Raw genomic sequence first — 26736 nt, 5'->3', positions numbered from 1 at the left:
TGTCGAAGGAGTGGGTGCTCGCCTTGTGGGTTGTAAGCAGTTGAACAGACATCGATGCCGGGCGTCACGGTACGCATACAATGGCCCCTGGTTTTGAACGGCGAAGACAATTACCGTGAGCGGCCGAGAGATGTGGCTTCCCGGAATGCCGCAGCAGTGAAAACCCACGCTCTGGTGCGTCGCTTTGATCGGAGGCAGGAAATGTCTTTTGGACGGGTGAGACGCGCGACCGTGCTGATCGCCGTGTCGGCTTCGCTGGCGGTGCTGGCCATCGGGGGCGCGGGTGCTTCCAGCGCCCGGACGGCCGGGGCCGACGGATGCGGAAGCGCCGGTCTCAACGGACCCGAGGGAAGCGACGGGTGGCCCGCCGCCTCCGGCACCATCGGGGTCTGCTGGTCCACCTACGGTTCCTTCGGTGAGGGCCGGATCAGTTTCGGGGGAAGTGTGATCCGGGACGAGGCGCCTGACGGGAGAAGGTCCGAGCTGTGGGCCCGTGTCATCACGAACAGCGGAACCCGCACCATCCTGCTCGCCGAGGCGCTGAGGGCCGGCTCGTCGAGCACTCCGCCTGCCACCGTGTCCGTGCCCACCGTCGGCGCTGTGCGCGTCGAGGGCGCGGCGTGCACCAGCAACGCCGGAAGCAGCAGGAGGTGCGGTTCCTGGCAGATCCCCTTCGAAAGCTAGCGGTGACCTTCGCCGTTCGCGAGAGGAAGGTTTCCGCCTCCTGCCGGTCGAGGAGGCGCGGAACTCATCTCGGGCCGCGAAGCGAGTCCACCGCCCAGCGGGCGGCCTGGAGTGCCCCGGCGCGCCCCCTGCCGCCGGTGTCCGGGACGGTGAATCGGTGATATTGCAGCGCCGCCACGACGTTGCCCACCCGGAAGACAATCACCGAGTTCACGCTCGAATGGCCGTTGCTGAGCTGGAGAATGTAGGCCTCGTCACCGAGGTCCGGCACGTCGAGCGGGGCGCTCACGTTCCGCGAGTCCTTCGCGTCCCTTGAAAGAAAGCGAAGGTAACTCGCGTGTGCGAGCGCCGTTTCCGGTCGGTGGACAACAGATATCTCCAGTGAGTTCCGGAGACCGCCGGGCGCCTTCGTGTCCGCTGCCGGCCAACTGCACGCGGCTTTCTTTCTCGACGGCGAAGGCGCCAGGTAAAGCCGGCCGGCCTGTTCTTCCGAGATCAGGGAACACGGGTCCGGAGCCTTGGCGAAGAAGGTGGGCAGCGGAGCCGGAGCCTTCTCCTGAGGCCGGGCCTCGGTGCCGGGCCAGAGCCAGAACACCGCACCGCCCCCGGCGAGGAGGGCCAGTGTGGCGCCCGCGAGGAGCAGGCCCGTACGGCGGCGGGGTTCGGCGGGGCGGGAGGTGAGTTCCCGCAGGATCGTGCGGGTCGTGGCGGCATCCGGACGATGGGCGGGGTCGGCCCCCAGCAAGCCCTCCAGCAGCGGAGCGAGCGGGCCGGCGCTCACCGCTCCGGTGCCACCCGGGACGGGGGTGAGGCCGGTGTCCGCCGAGGCCGGGTCGGTGCCGTACACCGGGTTCGGCCCGGTGCGCGGGCCGGGGCCCGGCGCCTGCCCCTCGACGGCCGTGAACAGGACGGCGCCCAGGTCGCGTAGCTCGTCGGTGGCGTCGAAGATGGCGAAGCCGGTGACCACGACCCTGTCGTCCGGGGTGAGAAGCACGCTCTGCGGGCCGGCCAGGAGGTGGACGCCCCGCTCGTGGGCGGCGGCCTGCGCGTCCAGCACGTGCAGGCCGACCTCGGCCGCCCGCTCGGAGCTGAGCGGTCCCCGGGCCCGGACGGTCTGCAGCACCGAGCGGCCCTCGACCGACTCCAGGATCAGCCACACCCGGTCGGGGGAGGAGACGACGTCGTGCAGGGTGATGACGTTCGGGTGCCTGAAGTCGGCCGTGGCGCGGATCCGGCCGAGAAGCCGGTCGCGGTCCGGGCCGGGCGGCGGGAGCGGTATCCCGGTGACCGTGACGTCGCGCTGGAGCAGCTCGTCGCGGGCGCGCCAGGTGGTCCCGGCCCGGTCGCGGCGCTCCAGCAGCCGGTAGCGTCCGGCCAGCAGGTTCGGATCGGTCATACCGGTCGCCCCGGGTGCTCAGTCACGGCTGTTCAGCCTCTCCGCGACCTGGCGGGCGACGCGGAGGGCCTGCCCGCGCAGCGTGGCGTCCGGACGCTCGCCCTTCCGTGACACGTCGACCTCGACCAGCAGGTTGCTGATCCGGAAACGAATCGTGGAGTGGATCCGGTCCAGCGCGCGCACGTCGTAGGCGAAGGCCTCCGCGCCGAGCCGGGTGACGTTCCGGAGGGCGCCGGTCTCGCCCAGGAGGCCCTCCCCCCTGTCGGCGACGACCCTGGTGCGTTCGGAGGCGAAGAACTCGCGGGCCACCTCCGGGGCGGCCTTCGCCCTCACGGGCGCCTTGTGGGTCAGCGAGAGCTGCAACCAGCGGGCCTCCGACGAATCACCCCAGTCGCAGTAGGAGTCCCCTTCCTCCAGTTCCATCAAGCTCGACGCGGGTTCCGGGGTCGAGCGGGGCGCCACGGCCCGGCTCTGGGCGGCGGACAGCAGCGAGCAGGCGTCGGGCACCGCGGCGAACCGCCCGGCGCCGGGCGCGGACGGCGAGGGCCGGGGCGACGCCCCGGGGTCGTCCGCGGTCGTCGTCAGCAGGACCACCCCGGTCGCCAGCAGCGCCACCGCGGCCAGCGCGCCCCCGGCGATCAGGCCGGTACGACGGCTCGGGGCCGCCCGTCTCGCGGGCACGGTCTCCTGCGAGGAGCGGGACGGGCCGGGCGAGGGCTGCGGGAGCGGTTGCGGGGGGAGTCCCTGGGAGATCTGCCGCAGGGCGGTACGCAGCCCGGCCTCTCCAAGGCGTTGCCGGGGGTCCTTGACCAGCGCCGCGACGAGCACCGGGGTCAGGTCCCCCGCCCGGCGGGGCGGCGGCGCCTCCTGGGTGAGGATCGCGCCGATGGTCGCGGCCGAGGTGTCGCGCCGGAAGGGGCTGCGGCCCTCGACGGCCGTGTACAGGGTCGCGCCCAGGGACCACAGGTCGGTGGCCGGGCCGTCGCCGGTGCCGCGCAGCCGTTCGGGGGCCATGTACGCGGGGGAACCGACCAGCGCGTCAGGGGAGGTGAGCTGGACGTCCCCCTCCAGGGTGGCGATGCCGAAGTCGGTCAGCAGCACCCCGCCGTTCCTGGCGAGCATGATGTTGGCCGGTTTCACGTCGCGGTGCACGATGCCCCGGCTGTGCGCGAGAGCGAGCGCGTCCAGCACGGCCAGGCCGATCGTGGCCACCCGCCGCGGCGGCAGCGGCCCCTCGTCCTGGACCGCCTGTTCCAGCGAACGGCCGTCGACCAGGTCCATCACGATCCACGGGCGGCCGTCCTGCGCCACGACGTCGTGTACGGCCACGATGGACGGGTGCCCCAGCCGGGCCGCGGCGCGCGCCTCGCGCAGCGTGCGCTCCCGCGCCTCGGCGCGCTGCGCCTCGGGCAGGTTCGGGGCGAGCCTGACCTCCTTGATCGCCACCTCGCGGTGGAGCAGCTCGTCGCGAGCCCGCCACACCACGCCCATCCCTCCCGCCCCGAGCTTCGCGACCGCCCGGTAGCGGCCCGCCAGCACGGGCAGCGGGCCGGCCACCCGATCAGTCATCGGTCTTCAGGGACTCGGTGAGCCAGCGGGCCACCTTCAGCGCGCCTTCGGTGATCTTCCCGTCGGGGTCCTCCTTGACGCTGCCCCGCTCGTACTGGACCTCGGCGATCAGGTTGCTGATCCGGAAGACCACGGTCGCCTTGTAGGAGCCGCCGTACAGGTTGATGGAGTTGGACGTCCCGTAGCTGAACGCCTCCTCGCCGACGCCCTGCAGGTCCGTGGGAGGCGCGGGCTTGGGGGTGGAGAACTGGCCCTTGTCGGCGACCTCCTTCTTCTTGCCCGCCAGGTACTCCCGCGCCCTGGTCACTTCCGCCCCGTCCTGCTTCTGGGCGATCAGCCGGACCCGCAGGTCGTACTTCTCCACGTTGGGCTTGCGCCAGTCGTGCCGGTTCAGCCAGTCACACGCGGAGTGCTCGACCTCCGAGCTCTTGAACCCCGGCACGACCTCGTTCGCCTGCTTGTCGTCGAGCAGGCTGCAGGCCCGGGGAGCCGTGGCGAAGCGGCCCTTGGCGCCGGAGGGTTCGGCGGCGAAGGTCTCGTCGGAGTTCGTGACCACCGAGGTGAGAAGGACGCCGATGGTGACCGCCATGCCGAAGAGCAGTACACCGGTCAGCGCCACGACGGGCCGGGGTACGAGCACCCCCGTCGTCCGCGTCGCAGGTCCGGCGGAGGCGCCCCCCGGTGCGGGAGGGGGAAGGGGGGCCGGTTCGTGTGAGGTGGGGGCGTCCTGCGGGTTCGGGTGAGGTGGCGTGGGGCCGGGAGGGAAGGGCGGGCCGGCCGGGGGCTGTCCCTGCCGGGGCGACTCCTGCCGGGGAGCGCCGGGGTGGGGCGGGCCCTGGTGGGGGGCGTCCTGCCGTGGCGGGGCCGGGGGCGGGGCCTGCCAGACGATCGGCATGCCCGGGGAGGAGGAGAGCGTGGCCTGCGAGGGTACGGGGATGTCCTGCTGGGGGAGTCTCGCCGTGATGTCGGACATCTGGTCGGTCAGGGTTTTCCTGAAGGGCGCGGTCACGTCCCCCTCGGAGGCGGGGGCGACCCCGCCGTCCTCCTGTCCCCCGGAGGTCCCGGGAGCTCCGGGAGCTCCGGGAGCTCCGGGAGCTCCGGGAGCTCCGACGGCTCCGGCGGTTCCGGGAGCTCCGGCGGTTCCGGGACTCCCGAGCGGCGGGATCGTGTCGCGACCCTGAGGTCCGGCGGCCGTGCCCGTGCCCGTGCCCGGCCCCGCCGCCGTTCCCGGTCCTGTCGTTCCCGGTCCGGTCACGATGGGGCCGGTCGTTCCCGGCCCGGTCGCGGTGTGCGGTCCCGGTGTCCCGGGCGCGCCGGCTCCCTGGAGGGGGGCCTGCCCGAAGGCCGCCGGGGTCCCTGGTGCGGCGGGAAAGGGAACGGCGGGAGGGAAGGGAACGGAGGGGGCGGACGCCCCCGGGCCGGAGGGCCCCTGGGGCAGCGAGCCACCCGGAGGCGGCGGGAACGCACCCGAGGGGGGCGGCGCGGACGGAGGTTCGGGACGGTACTGGGAGACCTCGATCAGGGCGCCGCGCAGGGTGCCCGGGTCGGGCCGCTGGCCGGGGTCGCCCGCGAGCAGGTGGAACAGGACGGGCGCGATCGGGCCCGCGTTGTCCAGGGAGCCGCCGGGCGAGGGCGCACGTCCCTCGACGGCGGTGTAGAGGGTCGCGCCGAGCGACCACAGGTCGGCGGCCGGGCTGGTCACCCCCTCGGGAGAGGTGAAGAGCGACGAGGGCAGGGAGGGCGAGGCCAGGACGATCTGGTCGTACGGGCCGAGCAGCACCGAAGTCGGCCGCACGTCGCCGTGCAGCATGCCCTGCCGGTGCATCGCCACGAGCTGGTCCAGCACGGCCACCCCGACCACCGCGGCCTGCTGCGGGGACATCGGCCCGAACCGGGCGATCACCTGTTCCAGGGAGCTCTGCTCAAGCATCGGCGGGCCCTCGGCTCCGGCGATCCCGGGGCCCGGCGCGGGAGGGGCGGTGGGCCCGCCCGCGTGCCTGCCCTGCGATCGAGGGACGTCTGGATGGTTCATCCGCTCGCTTTCTGCTTGTTCAACGCGTTGGCGATCCACGTCGCGGTGGTGTGGGCGCCGGCCTGGATCGCCGGGCCGTCCTTGCTGCCGTCCACCACGGTGTAACCCACGTCGAGGACGAGGTTGTCCACGCGCACGACCACGTAGCTCTGCTCCAGCCTGCCTGTCTTGCGGTTCTCGTAGACGTCGTAGCCGAACGCCTCGTCCCCGACGGGTTTCACCGCGGTCGGCGCCGTGGAGCGGGAGGAGCGGATGCCGGCCTGGATCTCCGGCCAGCTCCAGGCGTTCTCCCCGCTCGGTATGACGCTCTGGCGCCGGTTCACGAACAGCTCGTGGGCCTGCCGCGGGCTCTTGCCCCACTGGTCGGCGCCGGAGAGGCGCACCTCCATCCCCATGCCCCTGACCGGCCACTGGCAGCCGCCGTCGTTGGTCGGCTTGCCCTCGCCCGCCAGCGCGGGCAGCAGCTGCCTGGCCATGGAGCCGGGGATGAGCTTGCACACGTCCACCGGCGTGGCGAAGGCGCCGGGACTCTCGCTGAGCCTGACCCGCTTCTCGGCGGACGTGGGGTCCGAGGTCATCAGGAACGTCACCCCGAAGGTGACCGCGATGACCACCGCGATCCCGGCCGTCTCGACGGCGGCCCACACCGCCGTGCGGCTCGGGCGCGGCTCGGGCGGCCGTACGGGGGCGGGTGACGGCGGGGTGACGGACGGCGCGGACGGCGTGGACGGCGCGGACGGCGCGGACGGCGTCTCGGTGACCGAACGACCGGCGGCCAGCTCTCCCAGCGCGTGGGCGGCGGCCTCGAAGGACGGCCGGGCCTCGGGGACCGGGTCGAGCATGCGCGTCAGCAGCGGGCCCAGCTCGCCCGCGCGCTCCGGCGGCCTCGGCGGCTCGGTGAGCACCTTGCCGATCGCCGCGATGGGAGTCTCCGCCGGGTGCGGCGGCACCCCCTCGACGGCGAAGTAGAGCGTGGCGCCGAGGGACCACAGGTCGGAGGCGGGGCCGCCGCGCTCGCCGCGCAGCCGTTCGGGCGCGATGTAGTTGGGCGAGCCGACCAGGTGGCCGGTCCGGCCCGAGGTGGCCTCGCCCTCGGCGACCGCGAAGCCGAAGTCGGTGAGGACGGCCTTGCCGGTCCTGGTGAGGAAGACGTTGCCCGGCTTGACGTCGCGGTGGACCACCCCGGCGGCGTGTGCGGCACCGAGCGCGCTGAGGATGCCCACGCCGATCCTGGCCGCCTGGTGCGCGGGCAGCGGTCTACGGTCGCGGACGGTCTGCTCCAGGGACGCGCCCGACAGCAGTTCCATGACGAGCCAGGGCCGGTCCTGGTCGACGACCACGTCGTGGACGGTCACGATCGAGGGGTGTTTGAGCCGGGCGGCGAGGTTCGCCTCCCGGATCGCCGAGGCGAAGACCTCCTGCCGCTTGGCGGGGTCGAGGTCAGGCGGGAGCCGTACCTCCTTCACCGCCACGTCACGGCCGAGCGTCTCGTCGGCGGCGAGCCAGACCGTGCCGGCCCCACCCTCGGCGAGAGGGTTGAGGAGCCGGTAACGGCCTGCCAGCACTCGAGTGTCGATCCCGCTCACCCCGTTCGCTTATCCCATCGCGGACAGCAACATAGTCACTTAGTGGCACATGAACCAATGAACGATGATTACGCCTCATCCATTGACCCCTAGCTTCTGTTTTCGTAGTGTCACGAGCACTCTCACGACGCCTCTGGAGCCGCGATGAAGCGCCTGCACACGCAAGAGCGGATCGACCACCACACCGCCGGTGGCTGGTGGACCGGAGACACCATCGACCAGCTGCTACGTGCCCAGGTGAGCGCCCGTCCCGGCGCCCTCGCGATCGCCGACCCGTCCAACAAGGCCGACCTGCTGCCCGGTGAGGTCAAGAGGCTCACCTGGTCCGAGCTGGACGCCGAGGTCGACCGGGTGGCGGGGGTGCTGCGCGGCCGGGGCGTCGGTCCCGGGGACGTGGTCGCCGTCCAGCTGCCCAACAGCGTGGAGCTCGCGGTCACCTTCCTCGCCGTGGTCAGGGTGGGCGCGGTGCTCACGCCGTTTCCCGTGCAGTACCGCGAGTACGAGCTGAACCAGCTCTGCGCCCTCGCCGAGGTCACGGTCTTCGTCACCTCGACGACCGCCGCCGCCCGCGTGCCGGAGGGCATCCCGGCCCTCACCTGGGGCGCCGACCTCGACACCGCGGCAGCATCCCCGGAAGTGGGGCCGGGCGTCCCGTACGAGGCGCACCCCGCCGACCCCGTCACGATCTGCTGGACCTCCGGCACCGAGGCCACTCCCAAGGGGGTGCCGAGGTGCCACTACGACTGGCTCGCGGTCGCGTCCACCTGTGCCGAGGCTCCCGGCCTCACCGAGGACGACGTCATCCTCAACCCCTTCCCCATGGTCAACATGGCGGGGATCGGCGGGGTCTTCCTGCCCTGGCTGAGGACCGGCGCGGTGCTCGTCCAGCACCACCCGTTCGACCTGCCGACCTACCTCGGGCAGATCGCGGCCGAGGGCGTCACCTACACCCTGGCCCCGCCCGCGCTGCTGACGATGCTGCTCCAGCAGGAGGCGATCCTCGCCAGGACCGACCTCACCACGCTGACCCGGATCGGCTCGGGCTCGGCGCCGCTGCCCCCGCCCATGGTCAAGGGCTGGCAGGACCGGCACGGCATCGCGATCATCAATTTCTTCGGTTCCAACGAGGGCGTCGCGCTCCTCTCGGACCCGGTGCGCATGCCCGACCCCGAGGACAGGGCCCGCTTCTTCCCCCGGCCCGACGCCCCGGGCGCCGGCTGGCCCGGCACCCTCGGCGCGACCAGGACCAAGCTGGTCGACCCGCTCGGCAACGAGATCGTCGAGGCCGGGGTCCCCGGCGAGCTCCACCTGTGGGGGCCGACCGTCTTCTCCGGCTACCTGCCGGGCACGGCCGCCGCCGACCCGTTCGACGGGGACGGCTACCTGATGACCGGCGACGTGTTCGAGATCGCCGGAGACCAGGGGCAGTACCTGCGCTACGTCGACCGGGCCAAGGACCTGGTCATCCGGGGCGGGATGAACATCGCGCCCGCCGAGCTGGAGGCGCTGGTCTCCGGGCACCCGGCGGTGGCCGAGGTGGCGGTGGTCGGCTACGCCGACGAGGTCCTCGGTGAACGGGTATGCGTCGTGCTCGTCCCCAGACCCGGCCAGACCGTCGACCTCGCCTCGGTCGTGGACCACCTGCGGGACAAGGGCATCGCCTCGTACAAGCTCCCCGAACGCCTGGAGCTCGTCGAGGCGCTGCCCCGCAACCCGCTGGGCAAGATCCTCAAGCGGGAGCTGAAGGAGTCGCTGGCGGCGAACGGCTGAGACCGGCGCGGCGGCCGTGGTCCTCCTTCGCGAAGCCGCGACGCCGTGACGCCGTGACGCCGCGCTCCGGCGGGTGCCGGGGCGCGGCGCGTCGGGCTCGCCTTGGCGTAGTCAGGCGCGGCGCATGGCCCGGGTGCCGACGAACAGGCCCAGCGCGGCCACGACCACGGCCGCGACCAGGCCGCCGCCGGTGGCCGCCGAGACGATCTCGCCGTTGAACAGGGCGCGCTCGGCCTCCACGACGTACGTCAGCGGGTTGAGCCGCGAGAGGGCCTGCAACCAGCCGGGGCCGCCGTCGATGGGCAGCAGCATCCCGGCGAGCAGCATCAGCGGGAAGAGCAGCGTCTGCTGGACGGCCCAGAACATCCACTCGCTGTCCTTGGACGCCAGCGCCAGCGTGTAGGAGAGCGCGCCGAGGCCCACGCAGAAGACGGCGAGGACCAGCAGGCCGATGAGGGCTCCCACGAGGTTCGGGCGGAACCCGAACGGGATGGTGACGGCGATGACGACCACCGTCTGGGCGAGCGTCGGCACGATCTCCTTCAGGGCCCGCCCGACGATCAGGGCGGGCCTGCGCAGCGGGGAGACGAGCATCCGCTCGTGCGAGCCGGTCTGGATCTCGAACAGCAGGTTCGCCCCGGTGGAGGAGGTGCCGAACAGGCAGGACATCACCACGATGCCGGGGACGAACCACTGCAGCGCGGACCCGCCCTCCACGGCCGGGAGCAGGGGCGCGAACAGCGCCAGGAAGAACAGCGGCTGCACCATCGTGAAGATCACGGAGAACGGGTCGCGCAGCACGGGGCGCAGCTCGCGGTTGAAGACGGTGAGGGTGTCGGTGACCATCGTGGTGCCGCTCATGCCGTGCTCTCCTCGGGGGTGACGACGCCGGACCCGGCGGCGCGCTTGGCGGTCGTGGGTTTCGGGGTGCGGGCTTCCCTACCGCCGGGTCCTACGGCCCCGGGGTTCTCGGATCCGGGGTCCGCCGTCCCGGTGCCGGTGGTGCCGGTGGTGCCGTCCTCGCGGAGGCTGCGGCCGGTCAGGTTGAGGAAGACGTCGTCGAGGGTGGGGCTGGTGACCTCGACACCGGTCACCTCGACACCCGCCTCGTCCAGGCCGCGCAGCAGCTTCGGCGCGAGCTGGACGCCACCGGCCACCTCGATCACGACCCGCGCGCCGGTCCGCTCGACCCGCGCGCCCGCCACGACGCCCAGCGACTCGGTGACGGCCCGCAGGGCGTCCCGCTCGCCGCCGAACGTCAGGGTGACGCGGTCGCCCGCGTGGTCGGCCTTGAGCCGCGCCGGGGTGTCGTCGGCGATGACCCGCCCGTGGTCGATCACGATGACCCGCTCGGCCAGCTGGTCGGCCTCGTCGAGGTAGTGGGTGGTCAGGACGATCGTGGTGCCGTGCTCGGCGCGCAGCGCGCGGATGTGCTCCGAGAGGTTGGCCCGGTTCTGCGGGTCGAGGCCGGTGGAGGGCTCGTCCAGAAATAGCAGGTCAGGGGCGTGGATGAGGCCCATCGCGATGTCCAGCCGCCGTCGCTGGCCGCCGGACAGCGACGACACCACCCGGTCGGCGACGCCCTCCAGGTCCAGGGAGGCGATCAGCTCGGCCGCCCGGTCGCGTGACGCGCGGGCGCCGAGCCCGTACGCGCGGCCCTGACTGATCAGCTCGTCGCGGCCCCGCTGGTTGTGCGCGGCCCCGTTGCCCTGGCCGATGTAGCCGATCCGGGAGCGCACGCCGCGCTGTCCGGTCGTCACGTCGTGTCCGGCGACCTCCACGCTGCCCGAGGTCGGGGGGAGCAGCGTGGTGAGCATCCGCAGGGTGGTCGACTTTCCCGCCCCGTTCGGTCCCAGCAGTGCCACCATCTCGCCGGAGGCGACGTGCAGGTCGAGGCCGCGTACCGCCTCGACCGTCTCTTTCCTGACGGTGAAGTGCCTGGTCAGCCCGCTCGTGCGGATCATCGTGCTGTTCATGTGGACCACGCTAGAATCCATTCAGGCCACTTTCTGACCGGAATCGGCGGGAACCTGGATTCATGGCGAACACGAGCGCGCGGATGCTGCGGCTGCTGTCCCTGCTGCAGACCCATCGATACTGGCCGGGCGGCGAGCTCGCCGAACGGCTGAACGTGAGCGAGCGGACGCTGCGGCGTGACGTCGACAGGCTGCGCGAGCTGGGCTACCCGGTCGACGCCAACCGGGGCGTCGCGGGCGGCTACCAGCTCCAGACCGGTGCGACCATGCCGCCCCTGCTGCTCGACGACGAGGAGGCGGTGGCCATCGCCGTCGGGTTGCGTACGGCGGCCGGCGGCGCCGTGGCCGGTATCGAGGAGACGTCGGTGCGGGCGCTGACCAAGGTCGTCCAGGTGATGCCGCCCCGGTTGCGGCGCAGGGTCGACGCGCTGCGGGCCTACACCGTCCCCGCCGTCTTCGGCGGGGGGCCCACGGTCGACTCGCTCGCCCTGACGGCGATCGCCCAGGCGTGCCGGGACGACGAGCGGCTGCGGTTCGAGTACACCGCGCGCGACGGCGACCGGACGACCCGGCTGGTCGAGCCGCACCGCCTCGTGTCGCTGGGACGCCGCTGGTATCTCGTCGCCTGGGACGTCGAGCGCCACGGCTGGCGAACCTTCCGCGTCGACCGGCTGACCGGCGCGGAGCCGACCGGGGCCCGCTTCCGCCCGCGCGAGCTGCCCGGCGGCGACGCGGGGGCGTTCGTCCGCGACAGCATCACGTCGATGCCGGCGCAGTACCAGATCGAGGTCGTCGTACGGGTACCGGCGGCCGACGTCGAGCGTGTCGTGTCACCCCTGGGAGGGACGGTCGAGGCCGTCGACGACCGGTCGTGCCGGTTGCTGATGAACGCCGACGGGATGGAGTGGCCGGTCCTGGTCCTCGCCGCGCTGGGCGCGGACTTCGAGGTGGTCCGGCCGGCCGGGTTCCGTGACTACCTGCGCGCGACCGCCGAACGGTTCGCCCGCGCGGGAAGCGGGGGCACGGAGGGCGAGAACGGGGAGGCGTGACGCCCTGAACGGGACACCGAGGTCCGTCGGGTGACACCGGCGAACGGTCCGCCCGCGCGTCCTTTCATCCGGTCGAGGCCGTTCATTCGGTTGAGGCCGCTTATCCGGTTGAGTCCGCGCCGGGCACGCCGGTAGCCTGACCGTCCCTTCGAGTGTGAGGAGGTGAGGAGCAGATGTTCGCCATCCTGGTCACGCGCTCCCGCCTCGGGCGACAGGCCGCCTGAGCCCGGGAAGCGCATTCGCTTTCTGGAGTTTCGCTTGTCCGAGTTTTCCGTGCCCGACCTGTCCGATCTTTCTGTGCCCGACCTGAGGTTCCGCCCGCTCGAAGATGGCGAGTTCGACCTGTTCCACCGCTACGGCCCGCTCCCCGCCTCCGGCGTCGGTGCCCGCCACCTGCCCTTCGACGAGCTCGGCTACCGGCCCGGATGGGTCTGGGTCGCGCTGCGCGGCGACGAGGTCGTCGCCAGGGCCGCCTTCTGGGGCCCGCCGGGCTCCGAGCACCCCTTCAGCCTCGACTGGCTCGACCCCGGGTCCGGCCCCGACCGGGTCGAGGTGGGAGCCGCCCTGCTGCGAGCCGCGTACGCGGCCCTGGTCACGCCCGGGTACGCCACCCCGTCCGGGGCGCGGCCCGACTACCACCTGTTCCTGCCCTCCGACTGGCGCGAGCGCCCCGACGCGTTCGCGGACGCCTCCGACCGGATCGCCGCCGCCGAGAAAGCCGGGCTGCGGCGGACCGTCGAGCGGCTCAACCTGAGCTGGCTCCCCGAGTACGGCCTGCCGCCCAGGCCGGCCCGGCTCACCTTCGCCCCGGCCGACGACGACGAGGTGGTGGTGGACCTGCTGGCCCGCATCGCCGAGGGCAGCCTCGACGACTGGGACCGGCGCAACGTCGCGGACGGCGGCGCGAGGGCGGCGGCCGGGAAGACCCTGGCCGAGGTCGCGGACATGCCCGGCGGGCGCCACCGGTGGCGGCTCGCCCGCGACGCGTCGGGGGAGCTCGTCGGCATCGTGATGGCGACGCGCAACTCCAGGAACGCCACGATCGGCTACCTCGGGGTCGACCCGGCCCACCGGGGTCACGGCTACGCAGACGACCTGGTGACCGAGGCGCTGCACATCTTCGCCGCCGAGGGCGAGCCCGAGGTGAAGGACAACACCGACGTGGGCAACGCGCCCATGGCGGCCTCGTTCGCCCGGATCGGCTACCGGGTCACCGGCCGCCGGCTGATCCTCGCCTGACGGCGGGGATGTGGACGAACGCCTTCGGGTGAGGTCCGGCTCACCGCCTGACCTTCTTCCCTGACCTTCCCCTCTGGTTCCGGCCTCTCCGGCCCGGGTGGGGGCCTCGCACGCGCGAGGACCCCACCCGGTGGTCCGTTCTGACCAGCGGGTGCGCAGAATCTTCACAATTCGCCACAGGTCTTCTGCACGGCTCAGGTCTACGCTGCCGGGCATGGCAACCCCTCAGCAACGACGCGTCCTCGTGGTCGAGGACGACGAGACGATCGCGCGGGCCGTACGCCACAGGCTGGCCGCCGAGGGTTTCGACGTGCAGGTCGTCGGGGACGGGCAGGCGGCGCTGGCCGCCTACGCGAGGACGGGGCCCGACGTGGTGGTGCTCGACCGGCTGCTGCCCGGCCTCGACGGGCTGGAGGTGTGCCGGAGGATGCAGGCGGCCAGGCCGGTGCCGGTGCTCATGCTCACCGCGCTGGGCGAGGAGACCGACCTGCTCGTGGGACTCGGGGTCGGGGCCGACGACTACATGGCCAAGCCGTTCAGCATGCGCGAGCTGGTCGCCCGGGTGCACGCGCTGCTGCGCAGGGTCGAGCGGGCCTCCCAGCTGGCCGTGGCCGACACGGTCATCCGCCTCGCCGACGTCGAGATCGACACGGCGGAGCGCCGCGTCTACGTGCGGGGCACCGAGGCCCAGCTGACCAGGACCGAGTTCGACCTGCTCTGCCGCCTCGCCGAGCGTCCCGGCCAGGTCTTCGAGCGGGAGCGGCTGCTGGCCGACATATGGGGCTTCTCCGAGGCCGCGGCCACCCGCACGGTCGACAGCCACGTGCGGGCCCTGCGCCGCAAGCTCGGCCCCGGCGTCGTCCGTACCGTCCACGGCGTCGGCTACGCCCTCGTCAAGCCGTGAACGGCGACGTTCCGGTACGGCCGTGCTCGCACACCCCCCGTCAAACCGTGAACGGCGACGTTCCGGTACGACGGTGCTCGTACACCCCGAAAGGGCGGCACTCGCGTCCGGAGGAGAACCGATCGTCCTCTCCGTCACTCAGACACTCGTATGCACTTCCACTCCAACACCGAGAAGCGCCGACCATTGAGACCTCTCGACTTCCTGGGCCGGATCAAGATAAAGCTCGGACTGGTGATCCTGCTGGCCGTGGTGGCGGCGTTCGTCGTCAACGAGGTCGGCATCAACGCCGGATACTCGCGCAACGTGCGCGTCGCGGTGGCCGCGGTGTTCGCGATGATCATGGTGCAGCTGCTCGCGCGGGGGATGACCAAGCCGCTGCGCGAGATGGCCGCCGCCGCGCAGACCATCGCCAAGGGCCGGTACGGCCTGCGGGTCACCGCGTCCTCCCGTGACGAGGTCGGCGAGCTCGCCCGCGCCTTCAACGCGATGGCCGCCGACCTGGGCGAGGTGGACCGGCAGCGGCGGGAACTGGTGGCCAACGTCAGCCACGAGCTCCGCACGCCGATCACCGCGCTCCGGGCGGTGCTGGAGAACGTGGTCGACGGGGTCTCGGAGCCCGACCCCGTCACCCTCGGCACCGCGCTCGCCCAGACCGAACGGCTGGGCCGGCTGGTCGCGCAGCTGCTCGACCTGTCCCGCCTGGAGTCCGGGGCCCGGCTGATCGAGCGCGAGGACGTCGAGCTGCGCCCGCTGTGCGAGCAGGCCCTGCGGGAGGCCGTACTGGCCAGGGAGGGCGTGGTGGCGCGCTGCGAGGTCCCGGAGGGGCTGAGCCTGCGTGCCGATCCCGACCTGCTCGCGCAGGTCCTCGCCAACCTGCTGGACAACGCGGTACGGCACAGCCCCGCCGGAGGGCTGGTGGTGCTGACGGCCACGGCCAGGGGAGAGGGCGTCCGGCTGCGGGTGAGGGACCAGGGGCCGGGGATCGCGGCCGAGGACCGGGCGCGGGCGTTCGAGCGCTTCTCGCGCCTGGACGCGGGCCGGGCCGCCGACGACGGCGGCGCCGGGCTCGGCCTGGCCATCACCAAGGAGATCGTCGAACTTCACGGCGGTTCCATCCACGTCGACGACGGTGTCGGCTGCCACGTCGTGGCCGACCTTCCGGAAAGGATCGAGATGAACCCCCCGTCTCCCACCGACAAGGACTCCCTCCCCTCGGAGGTGGACGCCGCCGCCCCGGACGAGGTCTCCTCCGGTGAGGCTCCCGCGCCGCCCTCCGTCCCGTACGCGGCGGGTACGCCGTCCGGACGCCGCGAGGCCGCCGAGGGGCCCCCGGCCGGGGAACCCGGGAAGGCCGGTCGGGCACCCGAGGTCCGTGAGACGGCCGGGGCCGGGCAGGCCGCGGGACCCGTTTGGGCATCCGGACCTCGCGAGACCGGCGAGGCGTCCAGGACCATCGGCGCCTCCGGCATCCCCGCCGCCTCCGGCACCTCCGCCCCGGTCACGGCCGTGCTTTCCGGCCAGGTCCCGGACCAGGCTCAGGGGCAGGTCCCGGGTCAGGTCCAGGGCCAGGTCCAGGTCCCGGGTCAGGTCCCGGAGGGCTCCGAGCGCGACGTGACGACGTCCGGGCCGCTGCCCGCCCCTCCGATCCCTGGCACGGTCCCCGGAACGGCCACCGGAGCGGACTCGAAAACGGACTCGGGAGCGGGCCACGGAGCCGTCGTCCCCGATGCCGTCACCCCCTCTCTCCCTCTCCCCGTACGGCCTCCCGCGCAGCCGTACCCCCCGAGGCCCGTTCTCGCCCGGCAGGGGAGCGCGCGCCAGAGGCCGGTCGTGATGCGGAACTGGCCGGGAGCGTTCATCGGGGTGTTCCTCGGTGGCGTCGGGGGGCTGGTGTGCGCCGTGCTCGTGGGCATCGCCCTCGCGAGCGTCGACCCCCTGCTGGGCGGGTTCGCCGGAGGCGTTGTCTTCGCCATCGGCGCGTTCATCGGCACGGTCATCGGTGCCACCACGCCCACCGGCGACTTCCTGGCACCCGCCGAGCCGCCCCCGCACCGGCCTCCGGCGCGGGGGCCCGTCGCGCAGCGCGTCACCGTACCCGCTCCGGCGACGCCGCACGGGGAAGGGGTGACGAGTTCGCCGGCGCTCTCCCGGCCGGGAGGTCCGGCGGAACCGGGCGGGGGCAGGGGGGCCGCGGCTCCCGTCGAACGCGAGGCGCCGGGCGGGGGGAAGGGGCCGGGTGCTCCCGGCGGGTACGAGGCGCCGCCGATCTTCCCGCGGCCCGAGCTGCCGGACACGCCCAGGTGGGTGCTGCCGGTGTCGGCCGCCGTCGGGGCGCTCGCCGCGGTCGCGGTGCCGTACAGCAGGGCGGGGCTGGGGATCGTGCTGGTGTCCGCGGCGATGGGGATCGCGGCGATCCCCGCGGCGCGCAGGAGGATCAACCCGTGGTCGGCCGGGATGGGGGCGATCGCCTACGGGCTGGTCGCGACGGTGATGTTCAGGGACGCGGACTGGCTGGTCGGCATCCTCCTGCTGGCCGGGTTCCTGACGGCCGCGCTCGCCCTGTCGGGGGCCGGGCGCGGCTGGCTCGGGGTGATCAGGGGCGGCGCGTCGGTGGTCCTGGGCCTGCTGCCGGTGCCGTGGTTCCTCGGCGCGAGGCTGAAGGGCCTCGCGTCCCGCCGCCGCGTGGTGCCCGTGCTGCTGGGGGGCGGCCTGACCGTCGTGCTGCTCGTGGTCTTCGGGGCGCTGTTCGCCTCGGCGGACGCGGTCTTCGCCGAGGCCGTCGAGCGGGTGTTCAGCGCGCAGGCGTGGGCGGAGTCGATGCCGCTGCGGATCCTCCTCTTCGTCGTCTTCGCGGCCGTGGTCGCCTCCTCGGTACTGGTCGGCCTGCGACCCGTGGCCGAGCCGAAGGCCCCCGACCTGAAGGTCACGGTCGGCCGCGGCCTCTGGGTGACCCCGCTGACGGCGCTCAACCTGCTGTTCGCCACGTTCGTGGGTATGCAGCTGACGGTGCTGTTCGGCAGTACCCGGTGGGTGCTGGAGGCCACCGGCCTGACCTACGCCGAGTACGCGCGCTCGGGGTTCTTCCAGCTCGTCGTCGTCAGCGTGTTCGTGCTGGCCATCGTGGCGGTCGCCTCGGGGACGCTGGAGCTCAAGGGGTTCGACCGCTGGCTGATGGCCGGGCTGCTCGGCGTGCTCTGCGTGCTGACCCTGGTGATCCTGTTCTCCGCGCTGCACCGCCTGGACCTGTACGCCGACGTCTACGGGCTCTCCCGGCTGCGGGCCTCGGTGTCGGCCACGGTGCTGTGGCTGGGCGGGATCTTCGCGCTCGTCCTCGCCGCGGGCGCGGCCCGGCTCACCGGACGCGGGCACGCGCGCTGGCTGCCCAGGACCGTCGTCATCATGACGAGCGCCTCCCTGCTGGCGTTCGCGGTCTGGAACCCCGACCTGCGGGTCGCGGAGACCCAGATCGCCGTACGGGGCGTGGAGCGGGTCGACCTCGCGTACCTGGGCGACCTCGGCGCGGAGGCCGTGCCCGCCCTGGACAGGCTGCCGGAACCGGCCCGCAGCTGCGTCCTGCGGGACGTGGTCGCGGCCAACGAGCTCGCCGGGCCCGACCCCTGGAACGGCTGGAACCTGGCCCGCCGCGAGGCGAGGGAACTGCTGGAACGGCGCCCGGTCAACAGGGGCGTCTCATGCCCGCAGACACCCTCCCGGCTGGAGACTCCGTACCAGGACTGAGCGGCCCCGGGGGACCGATCTCACGGTGCTTCCTCGCCGGCCACGCGAAACGGCGTCTCACCAGGTGTCCGGCCCTGGTGAGGCGTCGCCGGGCACCGGCCGGACGTGTGACCGTGTGCCGCCCCGAGCCGGTGTGCACGGTTCGGTTCCTTGACTGCTTTCCGGCTTCGACCTTCTTCTTTCGCGGACGACGCGGTGATTTCAGAACCAGCGATCGATCGCGTTCGTCCGCCGCCGCGTCAAGTCCGATGCCACCGCGCTCCAGCAGTTCCACGATGTCCAGGACGGAATCCTGGAGCTGCCGGGTCTCCTCGCCGGACAACGGTTGTCATGGAACCACTGGGCGCGCTCGGCCTCGTCCATCGCGGCGACGTCCCGCGCGACCGGTTCGTTCTCGGTCATGCTCAGCCCTGGCCCCGGGCCGGGGAAGGAGCGGCCGTTTCCGGCAGGTGCCCGGCGCTGGGCGAACGCGGTCCTCTCGACGTCGCGTATCTGGGCTCTCAACCCTTTGGGCCGGGAACGCCTGTGCGCTCCTGACAGGATCGATCAAGGTCTCATGGGGACCATGCCGGGATGACCTCCGTTGTGCCCGCAGAATCCGTGGCCACAGCCGGTGGTCGAACTGGCGCACCTTCCGTTGACCGTCCAGGTGCAGCGAGGTGCCCTCGTGGGGGTGAGGTTGTTCGGCTCGTCGGGTTCGATGACGGCCTTGGCCGCCGCACCGCCCTTCTCGCTCGCCCGGAGCTCTTCGGTGCCGGTGGAGTAGAAAGAGCCGCCCTCGGCCTTCCCGCCCAGCGCGGGGACGTGGCCGTCGAGGGGAATGCGGTACCAGGCGAGACCTTTCTCGAAGTCGTCGCACCTGCTGTCCGCCGCCCTGATGCGCGTACTCCGCCTCACGCACACCTCGACCCGCTCCTTGTGGGAGATGGCCGCCTCGAAGCCGAGACCTCCACGGGCGCGGGCACGGCTGCCCTCGTAACCCGGGTCCCTGAAGGAGCCACCCTTCACCTTCTCGCCGGTGGCCGAAACTCTCGCCTCTGCCGGTATGAAATACCAGGCATATCTGGATTCGGCGTCGTCACACGGACGATAGGTCACGCGAATCCGTGTTCGCTTCCTGACGCAGATCACTATGTACGACGGCTCCTCCTCCGGTTCGATGACGTCCTCCGGCTCATCCGTGTCCTCTGTGTCCTCTGTGTCCTCCGTGTCCTCTGTGAGGTCCGGTGGCTCGGAGGTCGTCCGCACGGGGAAGAGCACCGGTTGATCGAACGTGCAGCCGGTCAACAGGACGGCGGCGAGGGCCGTGCACAACGGTCGGAGAATGCCTGGGAACAAATTCTCTCGAATCTCGGGGGGGGGTTTCCATGTGATCAACGAGGAACGGCGGTCACCGGTTCCACTTCCGACTTCCCTGTCCCGGTCCGTCGGCCTGGACGCGGCCCCCGCCCCGAGCGCGGGGGCCGCGTTGGTTCAGGTGAGGGTCAGGGCACCCAGTGGTTGCCGGTCACGGTGATCATGACCTGGAGCTGGACGCTGGTCGAGTAGTAGTCGTTGGCGGTGAACGGGGTGTTGAGCATCTTGTTCCACAGGGCGTCCAGCCAGGCCTGGCTGCCGGAGTCGGTCATCGCCGCCACCGCGAACGGGGCGAAGTGGGCCGGTGCGCTGCCACTGGAGATCTGGGTGCCGTTGAGGGCGTAGCCGATCGCGATGTTGTTCGGGTTGCCGCCGGTCTTGCCCTTGATCCAGGTGTTGAGCTTGCGCGCGGCGGCGAGCGACTTGGCGTCGCCGCTGGTCACCGCGTCGTTGCCGATCCGCCACGGGTCGCGGCAGGCGTTCCACCAGAACTTGCCGTCGTTGGCGGACTCCAGCACCTCGCCCGGCGCGGGCTTCGGGGTGGTGTTGGTGTCGACCACGAAGTCGGCCAGCAGGCCCGTGTTCGGGGCGTAGGCCGACTGCTGGGAGGCGATCAGGTTCTGGTGGTTGGTGCGGACGGTGTCCCAGGTCGTGTCGCCGGTGGCCTTACGGAACGCCCTGAAGTGGTCGATCATCCAGTCCGAGGAGCGGCTGATCCAGTAGTACTGGTCGCCCGCGCTGCTCCAGTCGCCGAGCTTCATCAGCTTGGTGGTCGCGTTGACCTCGCCGGCCTTGATGGCGTTGATGTGGTTGATCGCGAGCTGCCTGTAGTTGTAGGTGCCCGAGCTGCCCCACTGCCGGTCGGCGAGCAGCAGGCCGTAGGCCACGTCCAGGTCGCCGTCGGTGGCGGAGTCGCCGCCGTTGACGCTCTGGCAGGCGGTGTTCTGCTCGGCGGCGAGCAGGCCGGGGGTGATCGACGAGGGGTGGGCCAGGACGTACTTCACCAGGCCGTCGAAGATCTTCTTCGCGTCGGGGTCGGCCCCGGCCATCGTGGCGGTGATGACCATGCCGTAGCCCTGCGCCTCGGCCACGTACGGGTGGTCGGCGTCGGGGGAGATGATCTGGTACCAGCCGTTGCCGCAGTTCTGCTTGACGAACGCGGCCTTCCAGCGCTGGTAGTAGTCGATCACCTTCTGGTCGAGCGTCGCCTGCGCGCCGGTCGGGCGCAGGATCCCGGACGCGTAGGGGATCTTGTGGGAGCCGAACGGCACGCCGGGGCCCCCGGGGGTCGGGGTGACCGTCGGCGTGGGGGTCGGGGTCGTGCCGCCGGTGCTGCCGTAGACCTCCATCTCGTACAGCGAGTAGCCGTAGGAGGTGCCCCGCGCGGTCCCGTACATCCGCACGTAGCGGCCGGTGCCGGACAGGGACAGGTCGTCGACGCCGCCGTCGCCGGTGGTGGTCGAGTAGGCGGGGGTCCAGCTGGAGCCGTCGGGCGAGACCTCGACGCGGTACGACTTCCCGTACGCGGCCTCCCAGGTCAGCTTGACCCGGGAGATGGTGGCGGAGGCGCCGAGGTCGACGCGGATCCACTCGGGGTCGTGGCCCTCGGCGGAGGCCCAGCGGGTGCCGGTGTTCCCGTCGAAGGCGGCGGCGGGCGGCAGCGTGGAGTCCTCGTCGGAGGAGGAGGTGGCCGGGCGGCCCTGGGAGAGCAGGGAGTCGGCGGCGAAGCCGGGCGGGGCCGCCAGCACGAACACCGATGCGATCAGTGCCGACGCCGTTGCCAGGGCCAGGACGGTCGAGGGGCGGTGGAGACGCGGTCTCGCATGCACAGGGGGTGCCCTCTCTGCGATCATCTAGTTAGGAAAGATTCCTAACTAGGGAAAGATGGCACCACCTTTGACACATTACGGTCAAGGGGTGTGGGGGGCCCAAATTCCCCCGGTCCACGATCGAGGGGAAATCCAGGACGTGGGCAGGCAGAACGAAGGTGCGCGCTGGATGTGGCGAAGACCATCCGAGTGATTGAATCCCGACATGTCGTTCGATGTATTGATCAGGGGTGGCTGGGTGCTCGACGGCACCGGAGCCCCGGCCCATCGGGCCGACGTCGGTGTCAACGGTGACAGGATCACCGCCGTGGGCCGCCTGGAGGGCGCGGACGCCACGATCGTCGTCGAGGCCGCCGGGCGCCACGTCATGCCCGGCCTCGTCGACTGCCACGCCCACGGCGACGCCCTCGTCCTCGACAAGGAGGTGCAGCTCGCCGCGCTCCGCCAGGGGGTGACCACGTTCGTCCTCGGCCAGGACGGGCTCTCCTTCGCCCCCTCCACCACCCCGGAGACCTTCGCCTACGCCACCCGCTACTTCGCGGCCGTCAACGGCGTCCACCCCTCGGCGGACGGGCCGATCGGCGTCGGGGAGCTGCTCGCGGGCTACGACCGGGCGACCGCGCTGAACACCGCGTACCTGCTGCCGCACGGCACGATCCGCCACGACGTGATGGGCGCCGCCGAGCGGGCCGCCACCGCCGACGAGCTGGCCGCGATGCTGGCCCGCGTCGAGCGCGGCCTGTCGGAGGGTGCCTCCGGCCTCTCCACCGGGCTCGAGTACGCCCCGGGCCGCTACGCCGACGCCGCCGAGATCGCCGCGCTCTGCGCGCCGCTGGACCACCTGCCGTACGTCACGCACATGCGCGGGTACGGGGCCGCGGCCCCCGGAGGGATGGCCGAGGTGATGGACATCGCCCGGCGCTCGGGCGCCGCCGTGCACGTCTCGCACTATCACGGCCCGGCCACCACGCTCCTGCCGCTGGTCGACGAGGCCCGGATCACGGGGATCGACATCACCTTCGACACCTATCCCTACCTGCGGGGCAGCACGATCCTGGCGATGGTCGCGCTGCCCTCGTGGATCCCGGCCGCCGACACCGTCCGCGCGCTGGAGCTGCTGGAGTCAGAGCCGATCGAATGGGACGAGACGCTCTGGCCGAGGATCACCTTCTCCCACGTGCCCGGCGCCGAGTGGGCCGAGGGGATGACGCTGCCCGACGCCGCCGCCGAGGCCGGGCTGGAGCCGGGGGAGTTCTGCCGCAGGATCCTGATCGACACCCGGCTGGAGGCCGGATGCGTGTCGGCCCGCCCCGACGAGGGCCCCGAGGGCGAGGCGTCGGTCCGCGCGGTCCTGCGCCACCCGGCCCACACCGGCGGCTCCGACGGCATCTACGTGGGCGGCCACCCCCATCCCCGGGGCTACGGGGCGTTCGCCAGGATGCTCGGCCACCACGTCCGCGAGACCGGCGACTGGACCCTGGAGCAGGCCGTCGTCCACCTCTCCTCGCACCCGGCCCGCCGCTTCGGTCTCGAGGGGCGGGGTCTCGTCCGCCCGGGGCAGGTCGCCGACCTGGCCGTCCTCGACGCCACCGCGGTCGCCGACCTGGCCACGTACGCCGTCCCGCGCACCCCGGCCACCGGGATCGGCGACGTCCTCGTCTCCGGCGTCCCGGTCCTCGCCGGAAGAGAGCTCACCGGCGCCACCCCCGGCAGGGCGCTGCGCCCCTGATCCCTCAAGAAGCCCCGGTGGTCTCTTGAGAAGCTCCGATGGTCCCTTGGAGGCCCCGAGGGCACGGCCCTGGAGAGGCCGCCGTGAGGATAGGGTCCTCAGGGCGGCCAAGGGGGACGTGATCCTCCGCGCCCGGATCCGGTGGCCGGTGAGCCGGCGGGTCCGCCGAGGCGACCGGAGGGGGACGGCACGTGAAGGGGATCGTGGATTCCGGGGCGGCGCTGGGGGCCTCGCTGTTCGGCGGGGCGTTCACCTTCCCCGTGATGGTGGCCCACCGCAGCGCGCTGGAGCACAACATCGCCACCCTCGCGACCTTCACCCGGGAGTACGGGCTCACCTTCGCCCCGCACGCCAAGACCACCATGTCGCCCGAACTCGTCAGGGCGCAGCTCGACGCGGGCGCGTGGGGGCTGACGGTCGCCACCCCCAGCCAGGCGCTCACCCTGCGCGAGTTCGGCGTCTCGCGGATCGTCCTCGCCAACCAGGTCTTCGACCCGGCCGGGCTGGCCGCGATCGCCGCCCAGCTGGCCGAGGATCCCGCGTTCGAGTTCCTCTGCTTCGTCGACTCGACGGCCGGGGTCGAGGCGCTCTCCCGGCACGCCGGGCCCAGGCCGTTCCGCGTGCTGGCCGAGCTCGGCCACGAGGGCGGGCGGGGCGGCAGCCGGACCCTCGCCCAGCTGCTGGAGGTCACCTCGGCGGCGCAGGCCGCCGAGGGCGTGGAGCTGGCGGGCGTCGCCGGGTACGAGGGTTCGCTGGGCTCGGCCGCGGAGGTGCGGGCCTACCTGCGCCGGCTGCTGGAGGCGCTGGAGCACCTGCGGGTGCGCGACCCGATCCTGTCGGTGGGCGGCAGCCAGTGGTTCGACGTGATCGGCCGCGAGCTCGCCGCCTGCCAGGCCAGGGTGATGCTGCGCAGCGGCGCCTACGTCTCCCACGACGACGGCTACTACCGCGAGCGCACCCCGTACACCCGGATCGACGGGGAGCTGCGCGCGGCGCTGGAGATCTGGGCGCACGTGCTGAGCGTCCCCGAGCCCGGTCTGGCCGTCGTCGGCTTCGGCAAGCGCGACGCGCCCTTCGACGAGGGGCTGCCGATCCCGCGCGGGGCCGTCGCGGACGCGACGGTGCTCAAGGTCCAGGACCAGCACGCGGTCCTGCGGCTGGCGCCGGGCTCGCCGGTGGCGCCGGGGGACCTGGTGTCGTTCGGCATCTCCCACCCGTGCACCGCCTTCGACAAGTGGCGGGTCATTCCGGTGGTCGACGAGGAGTATGTCGTCGTCGATCTGATAAACACCTTCTTCTGATTTCTTGTTCTTCCGTTGCTGAGGTTCTTCCGTTGTTGAGGATTGGTGAGATGAGCGACAAGCAGGAGCTGAGGACCGACGAGGGCGCGGCGCCCGTCGGGGCGTACTCGCAGGGCCTCGTGGTCGGCGACTTCGTCTACACCTCGGGCATGGGACCGCTGAGCCCCGAGACCGGCGAGGTCGTCGGGACCGACGTGGCCGAGCAGACCCACCAGGTGATGCGCAACCTCGGCGCGATCCTCGCGGCGCACGGGCTCGGCTTCGACGACGTGGTGAAGTCGACCGTGCACCTGGAGCACCTCAAGCGTGACTTCGCCGCCTACAACGAGGTGTACAAGTCGTATTTCACCCGCCCGTACCCGGTCCGCACGACGGTCGGCTCCGACCTGATGGACATCCTCGTCGAGATCGACTTCGTGGCCTACAAGCCGCGTTAGAGTCTGACCGACTTCATGGGAGGGCGGCGGCTTGGACAGCTCGCTATACGTCTACGTCGAGGACGTACGCGGGGAGGGCCTCGATGCGGTCCTCGACCGGATCACCGGGTACGGCGTGACGGGCGTGACCGTGGCCGCGGCCTACCACCGTGCCCGTGACGTCACCCCGCACGGCCGCTCCCGGGTGACGCTCCGCAGCGACGGCGCGCACTTCACGCCGCCCGCCGACCTGTTCGACGGCCTGCGGCTCGTCCCGCCCGTCCAGAACGGCGCGGAGGACGAGCCGCTGGCCGCCCTGCGCCGGGCCACCGCCGAACGCGGGCTCGCGCTGCACGGCTGGACCGTCTTCCTGCAGAACACCACCCTCGGCCTGGCCGACCCCGACGTGACCGTGCGCAACTGCTTCGGCGACCGCGGCTCGCCCGCCGACCTGTGTCCCTCCCACCCCGACGTGCGCCTGTACGCGGTCGCGCTGGGCCGGGCGGTGGCCAGGCAGGGCGTCGACAGCGTGGTGGCCGAGGCGCTGCACTTCGGCACGTTCGGCCACGGCTACCACCACGAGCGCAGCTTCGTCCCGCTCGGGCCGATGGACGCCTTCCTGCTCGGCCTGTGCTTCTGCGGCTTCTGCATGCGCCGCGCCGCCGACCTGGGCGTCAACGCCGAGGTGGCGCGCGAGGAGTGTTCCAGGATCGTGGGCGCGGTGCTCGACGGCGACCCTCCCGCCCAGGGCGAGGTGACCCGCGCGGCCCTGACCGCGTACGCCGGGCCCGAGGTGGTCGCCTACGCGCGGGCCCGCTCGGAGGTGGTGACCTCGCTGGTCTCCGAGGTCTCCACCGCCGTCACCGACGAGGGCTCGCGCCTCGTCTTCCTCGACGCCACCGGCGCCGTCAAGGGCTACACCGACGGCCTGCCCTCGCCGGGGCTCGCCGCGCACGACTCCTGGCAGCTCGGCGTCGACCTGGTCGCCCTCGGGGACCTGGTGCCCTCGCTGGGCGTGCTCGCCTACGCCCGCGACGCGGCCAGGGTCGCCGACGACGTGGTCGCCTACCGGCGCTCGACGGGCAAGGACAAGGAGCTGCGGGTCGTCCTGCGGCCGGGCCTTCCCGACACCGACTCGGCGGACCGCCTCGCCGCCAAGGTCCGCGCCGTGCGGGCCTCGGGCGCGGACGCGGTCGACTTCTACGCGTACGGGCTGATGCCCTACCCGATCCTGGACCGCATCCCGGGCGCCCTCTCCGCCTGACGCCGGCCCGGTCTCGCGGGACCGGTCAACGGCCGGACGGACCGGAACCGATCCGTGAGCCGAGGCCGACCAGCGGGCCCGGGTCGACCAGCGGGTTCGGGCCGATCAGCGAGTCCAGGGCGACCAGCGAGTCCGGGGCGACCAGCGGGTCCGGGCCGACCAGCGGGCCCGGGTCGACCAGCGAGTCCGGGGTGACCAGCAGGTCCGGGCCGATCAGCGGGCCTCGGTCTGCTGGCGGGGCGAGGTCGTCAGGGGGCGAGCGCGCCGTCCAGGACGGTGCTCACGGCGTGGGCGGCGAAGTCGTCGTCGAGGGGCAGGCCGCGGAAGACCGCGCGCAGCCAGACCGCTCCGGCGAGCAGGTCGACGATCAGCATGGGGTCGGCCGCCGCGGACAGCTCGCCACGCCGTCGCGCGCGCTCGAAGACGGCCTCCTCCCGCGCGAACCGGTCGGCGAAGAAGTGCCGGGCCGCCTCGGCCAGCTCGGGATGGTGGACGGCGGCGCCGAGGGCCGCCACCGCGACGTCCGCGGCGGGAGGGCGGGTGAGCAGGGTGGTCATCCCGCGGACCAGTGCCTCCAGATCCCCCCTGAGGCCGCCGGTGTCCGGCGGTTCCACCGCGAGCAGGTCGGCCTCCACCAGGGCGGCGGCCAGCAGTGCCGGCTTCGACGGCCACCACCGGTAGATCGTGGTCTTGTTGACGCCCGAGCGCTCGGCCACGCCCTCCACCGTCAGACCCTCGTAGCCCTTGGCGGCGAGCAGTTCGAGCGTCGCCTGGAAGATCTGCTGTTCCTTGCGCGGTGCCATGCGGGCAACTATAGCAACGCAACGGTGCGTTGTGTTTTAATCGAGGCAGTGCCCTGGCCGGAGTACCCCTCCAACCAGGACGACCCTCTGGA

At 72.5% G+C, this 26736-nt stretch carries 20 protein-coding genes; 10 read left to right on the top strand and 10 right to left on the bottom strand.

The window, feature by feature from the left end:
- Nucleotides 1-216 precede the first annotated feature (216 nt).
- Nucleotides 217-684 (top strand): hypothetical protein, encoded by a 468-nt coding sequence (locus AC5L38_RS10295; protein ID WP_495242526.1) that lies wholly within the window; start codon nt 217-219, stop codon nt 682-684.
- Nucleotides 685-748: 64 nt separating this feature from the next.
- Here the strand turns inward: AC5L38_RS10295 and AC5L38_RS10290 are convergent, their stop codons facing one another.
- From AC5L38_RS10290 to AC5L38_RS10275, 4 genes are all read right to left on the bottom strand, one after another.
- Nucleotides 749-2080, bottom strand: coding sequence for a protein kinase family protein (locus tag AC5L38_RS10290; RefSeq protein ID WP_495242525.1), 1332 nt, complete (start codon nt 2078-2080; stop codon nt 749-751).
- Nucleotides 2081-2098: 18 nt separating this feature from the next.
- Entirely contained in the window at nt 2099-3649 is a 1551-nt protein-coding gene (locus AC5L38_RS10285) for a serine/threonine-protein kinase (protein WP_495242524.1), read from the bottom strand.
- Nucleotides 3642-5579 carry a protein kinase family protein gene (locus AC5L38_RS10280; protein ID WP_495242523.1) on the bottom strand — a complete coding sequence of 646 codons (1938 nt, stop codon included), beginning with the start codon at nt 5577-5579 and terminating at the stop codon, nt 3642-3644. Before AC5L38_RS10280 ends, AC5L38_RS10285 begins: the two co-directional genes overlap by 8 nt.
- A 98-nt stretch (nt 5580-5677) precedes the next feature.
- Nucleotides 5678-7246, bottom strand: a complete 1569-nt coding sequence (locus AC5L38_RS10275) for a serine/threonine-protein kinase (protein WP_495242522.1) — start codon at nt 7244-7246, stop codon at nt 5678-5680.
- A gap of 165 nt (nt 7247-7411) precedes the next feature.
- On the opposite strand from AC5L38_RS10275, the gene AC5L38_RS10270 reads away from it, so the two are divergent.
- Nucleotides 7412-9037, top strand: coding sequence for a class I adenylate-forming enzyme family protein (locus tag AC5L38_RS10270; protein ID WP_495242521.1), 1626 nt, complete (start codon nt 7412-7414; stop codon nt 9035-9037).
- Between the two features lie 111 nt (nt 9038-9148).
- Here AC5L38_RS10270 and AC5L38_RS10265 read toward each other — a convergent pair whose 3' ends face one another.
- Both AC5L38_RS10265 and AC5L38_RS10260 read right to left on the bottom strand, forming a co-directional pair.
- The gene (locus AC5L38_RS10265) at nt 9149-9898 is read right to left on the bottom strand and encodes an ABC transporter permease (protein WP_495242520.1); all 750 of its coding nucleotides are present in this window, start codon (nt 9896-9898) and stop codon (nt 9149-9151) included.
- A complete protein-coding gene (locus AC5L38_RS10260; protein WP_495242519.1) occupies nt 9895-11013 on the bottom strand; it encodes an ATP-binding cassette domain-containing protein in 1119 nt (372 codons plus the stop codon). The genes AC5L38_RS10265 and AC5L38_RS10260 overlap by 4 nt, the downstream gene beginning before the upstream one ends.
- A 62-nt stretch (nt 11014-11075) precedes the next feature.
- Between AC5L38_RS10260 and AC5L38_RS10255 the strand changes: the two genes are divergently transcribed.
- The 4 genes from AC5L38_RS10255 (at nt 11076) to AC5L38_RS10240 (ending at nt 17946) form a co-directional block, all read left to right on the top strand.
- Nucleotides 11076-12062 (top strand): helix-turn-helix transcriptional regulator, encoded by a 987-nt coding sequence (locus tag AC5L38_RS10255; protein WP_495242518.1) that lies wholly within the window; start codon nt 11076-11078, stop codon nt 12060-12062.
- A gap of 258 nt (nt 12063-12320) precedes the next feature.
- Nucleotides 12321-13301: a GNAT family N-acetyltransferase gene (locus tag AC5L38_RS10250; RefSeq protein ID WP_495242517.1), complete on the top strand. Its 981-nt coding sequence runs from the start codon at nt 12321-12323 to the stop codon at nt 13299-13301.
- Between the two features lie 214 nt (nt 13302-13515).
- Nucleotides 13516-14205 carry a response regulator transcription factor gene (locus tag AC5L38_RS10245; RefSeq protein ID WP_362679567.1) on the top strand — a complete coding sequence of 230 codons (690 nt, stop codon included), beginning with the start codon at nt 13516-13518 and terminating at the stop codon, nt 14203-14205.
- 186 nt (nt 14206-14391) lie between these two features.
- Nucleotides 14392-17946 carry a DUF4153 domain-containing protein gene (locus tag AC5L38_RS10240; RefSeq protein WP_495242516.1) on the top strand — a complete coding sequence of 1185 codons (3555 nt, stop codon included), beginning with the start codon at nt 14392-14394 and terminating at the stop codon, nt 17944-17946.
- A 201-nt stretch (nt 17947-18147) separates the two neighbouring features.
- Here AC5L38_RS10240 and AC5L38_RS10235 read toward each other — a convergent pair whose 3' ends face one another.
- The 3 genes from AC5L38_RS10235 to AC5L38_RS10225 form a co-directional block, all read right to left on the bottom strand.
- A complete protein-coding gene (locus AC5L38_RS10235; RefSeq protein ID WP_495242515.1) occupies nt 18148-18348 on the bottom strand; it encodes a hypothetical protein in 201 nt (66 codons plus the stop codon).
- Between the two features lie 144 nt (nt 18349-18492).
- Nucleotides 18493-19260 carry a hypothetical protein gene (locus tag AC5L38_RS10230; RefSeq protein WP_495242514.1) on the bottom strand — a complete coding sequence of 256 codons (768 nt, stop codon included), beginning with the start codon at nt 19258-19260 and terminating at the stop codon, nt 18493-18495.
- A gap of 170 nt (nt 19261-19430) precedes the next feature.
- Nucleotides 19431-21131: a glycosyl hydrolase family 8 gene (locus AC5L38_RS10225; protein WP_495242513.1), complete on the bottom strand. Its 1701-nt coding sequence runs from the start codon at nt 21129-21131 to the stop codon at nt 19431-19433.
- Between the two features lie 205 nt (nt 21132-21336).
- Between AC5L38_RS10225 and AC5L38_RS10220 the strand changes: the two genes are divergently transcribed.
- The 4 genes from AC5L38_RS10220 (at nt 21337) to AC5L38_RS10205 (ending at nt 25841) form a co-directional block, all read left to right on the top strand.
- The gene (locus tag AC5L38_RS10220) at nt 21337-22860 is read left to right on the top strand and encodes an N-acyl-D-amino-acid deacylase family protein (RefSeq protein ID WP_495242512.1); all 1524 of its coding nucleotides are present in this window, start codon (nt 21337-21339) and stop codon (nt 22858-22860) included.
- Nucleotides 22861-23051: 191 nt separating this feature from the next.
- On the top strand, nt 23052-24161 hold the full coding sequence (locus tag AC5L38_RS10215; RefSeq protein WP_495242511.1) for an alanine racemase: 1110 nt from the start codon (nt 23052-23054) through the stop codon (nt 24159-24161).
- A 50-nt stretch (nt 24162-24211) separates the two neighbouring features.
- The gene (locus tag AC5L38_RS10210) at nt 24212-24598 is read left to right on the top strand and encodes a Rid family detoxifying hydrolase (protein ID WP_362679598.1); all 387 of its coding nucleotides are present in this window, start codon (nt 24212-24214) and stop codon (nt 24596-24598) included.
- Nucleotides 24599-24629: 31 nt separating this feature from the next.
- On the top strand, nt 24630-25841 hold the full coding sequence (locus AC5L38_RS10205) for a hypothetical protein (protein ID WP_495242510.1): 1212 nt from the start codon (nt 24630-24632) through the stop codon (nt 25839-25841).
- A 248-nt stretch (nt 25842-26089) separates the two neighbouring features.
- Here AC5L38_RS10205 and AC5L38_RS10200 read toward each other — a convergent pair whose 3' ends face one another.
- A complete protein-coding gene (locus tag AC5L38_RS10200) occupies nt 26090-26644 on the bottom strand; it encodes a TetR/AcrR family transcriptional regulator (RefSeq protein ID WP_495242509.1) in 555 nt (184 codons plus the stop codon).
- Nucleotides 26645-26736 lie beyond the last annotated feature (92 nt).

Source organism: Streptosporangium nanhuense, from assembly GCF_059358815.1.
The sequence above is the reverse complement of the archived record's forward strand: the minus strand, read 5'-3'. Positions and strand labels throughout refer to the sequence as shown.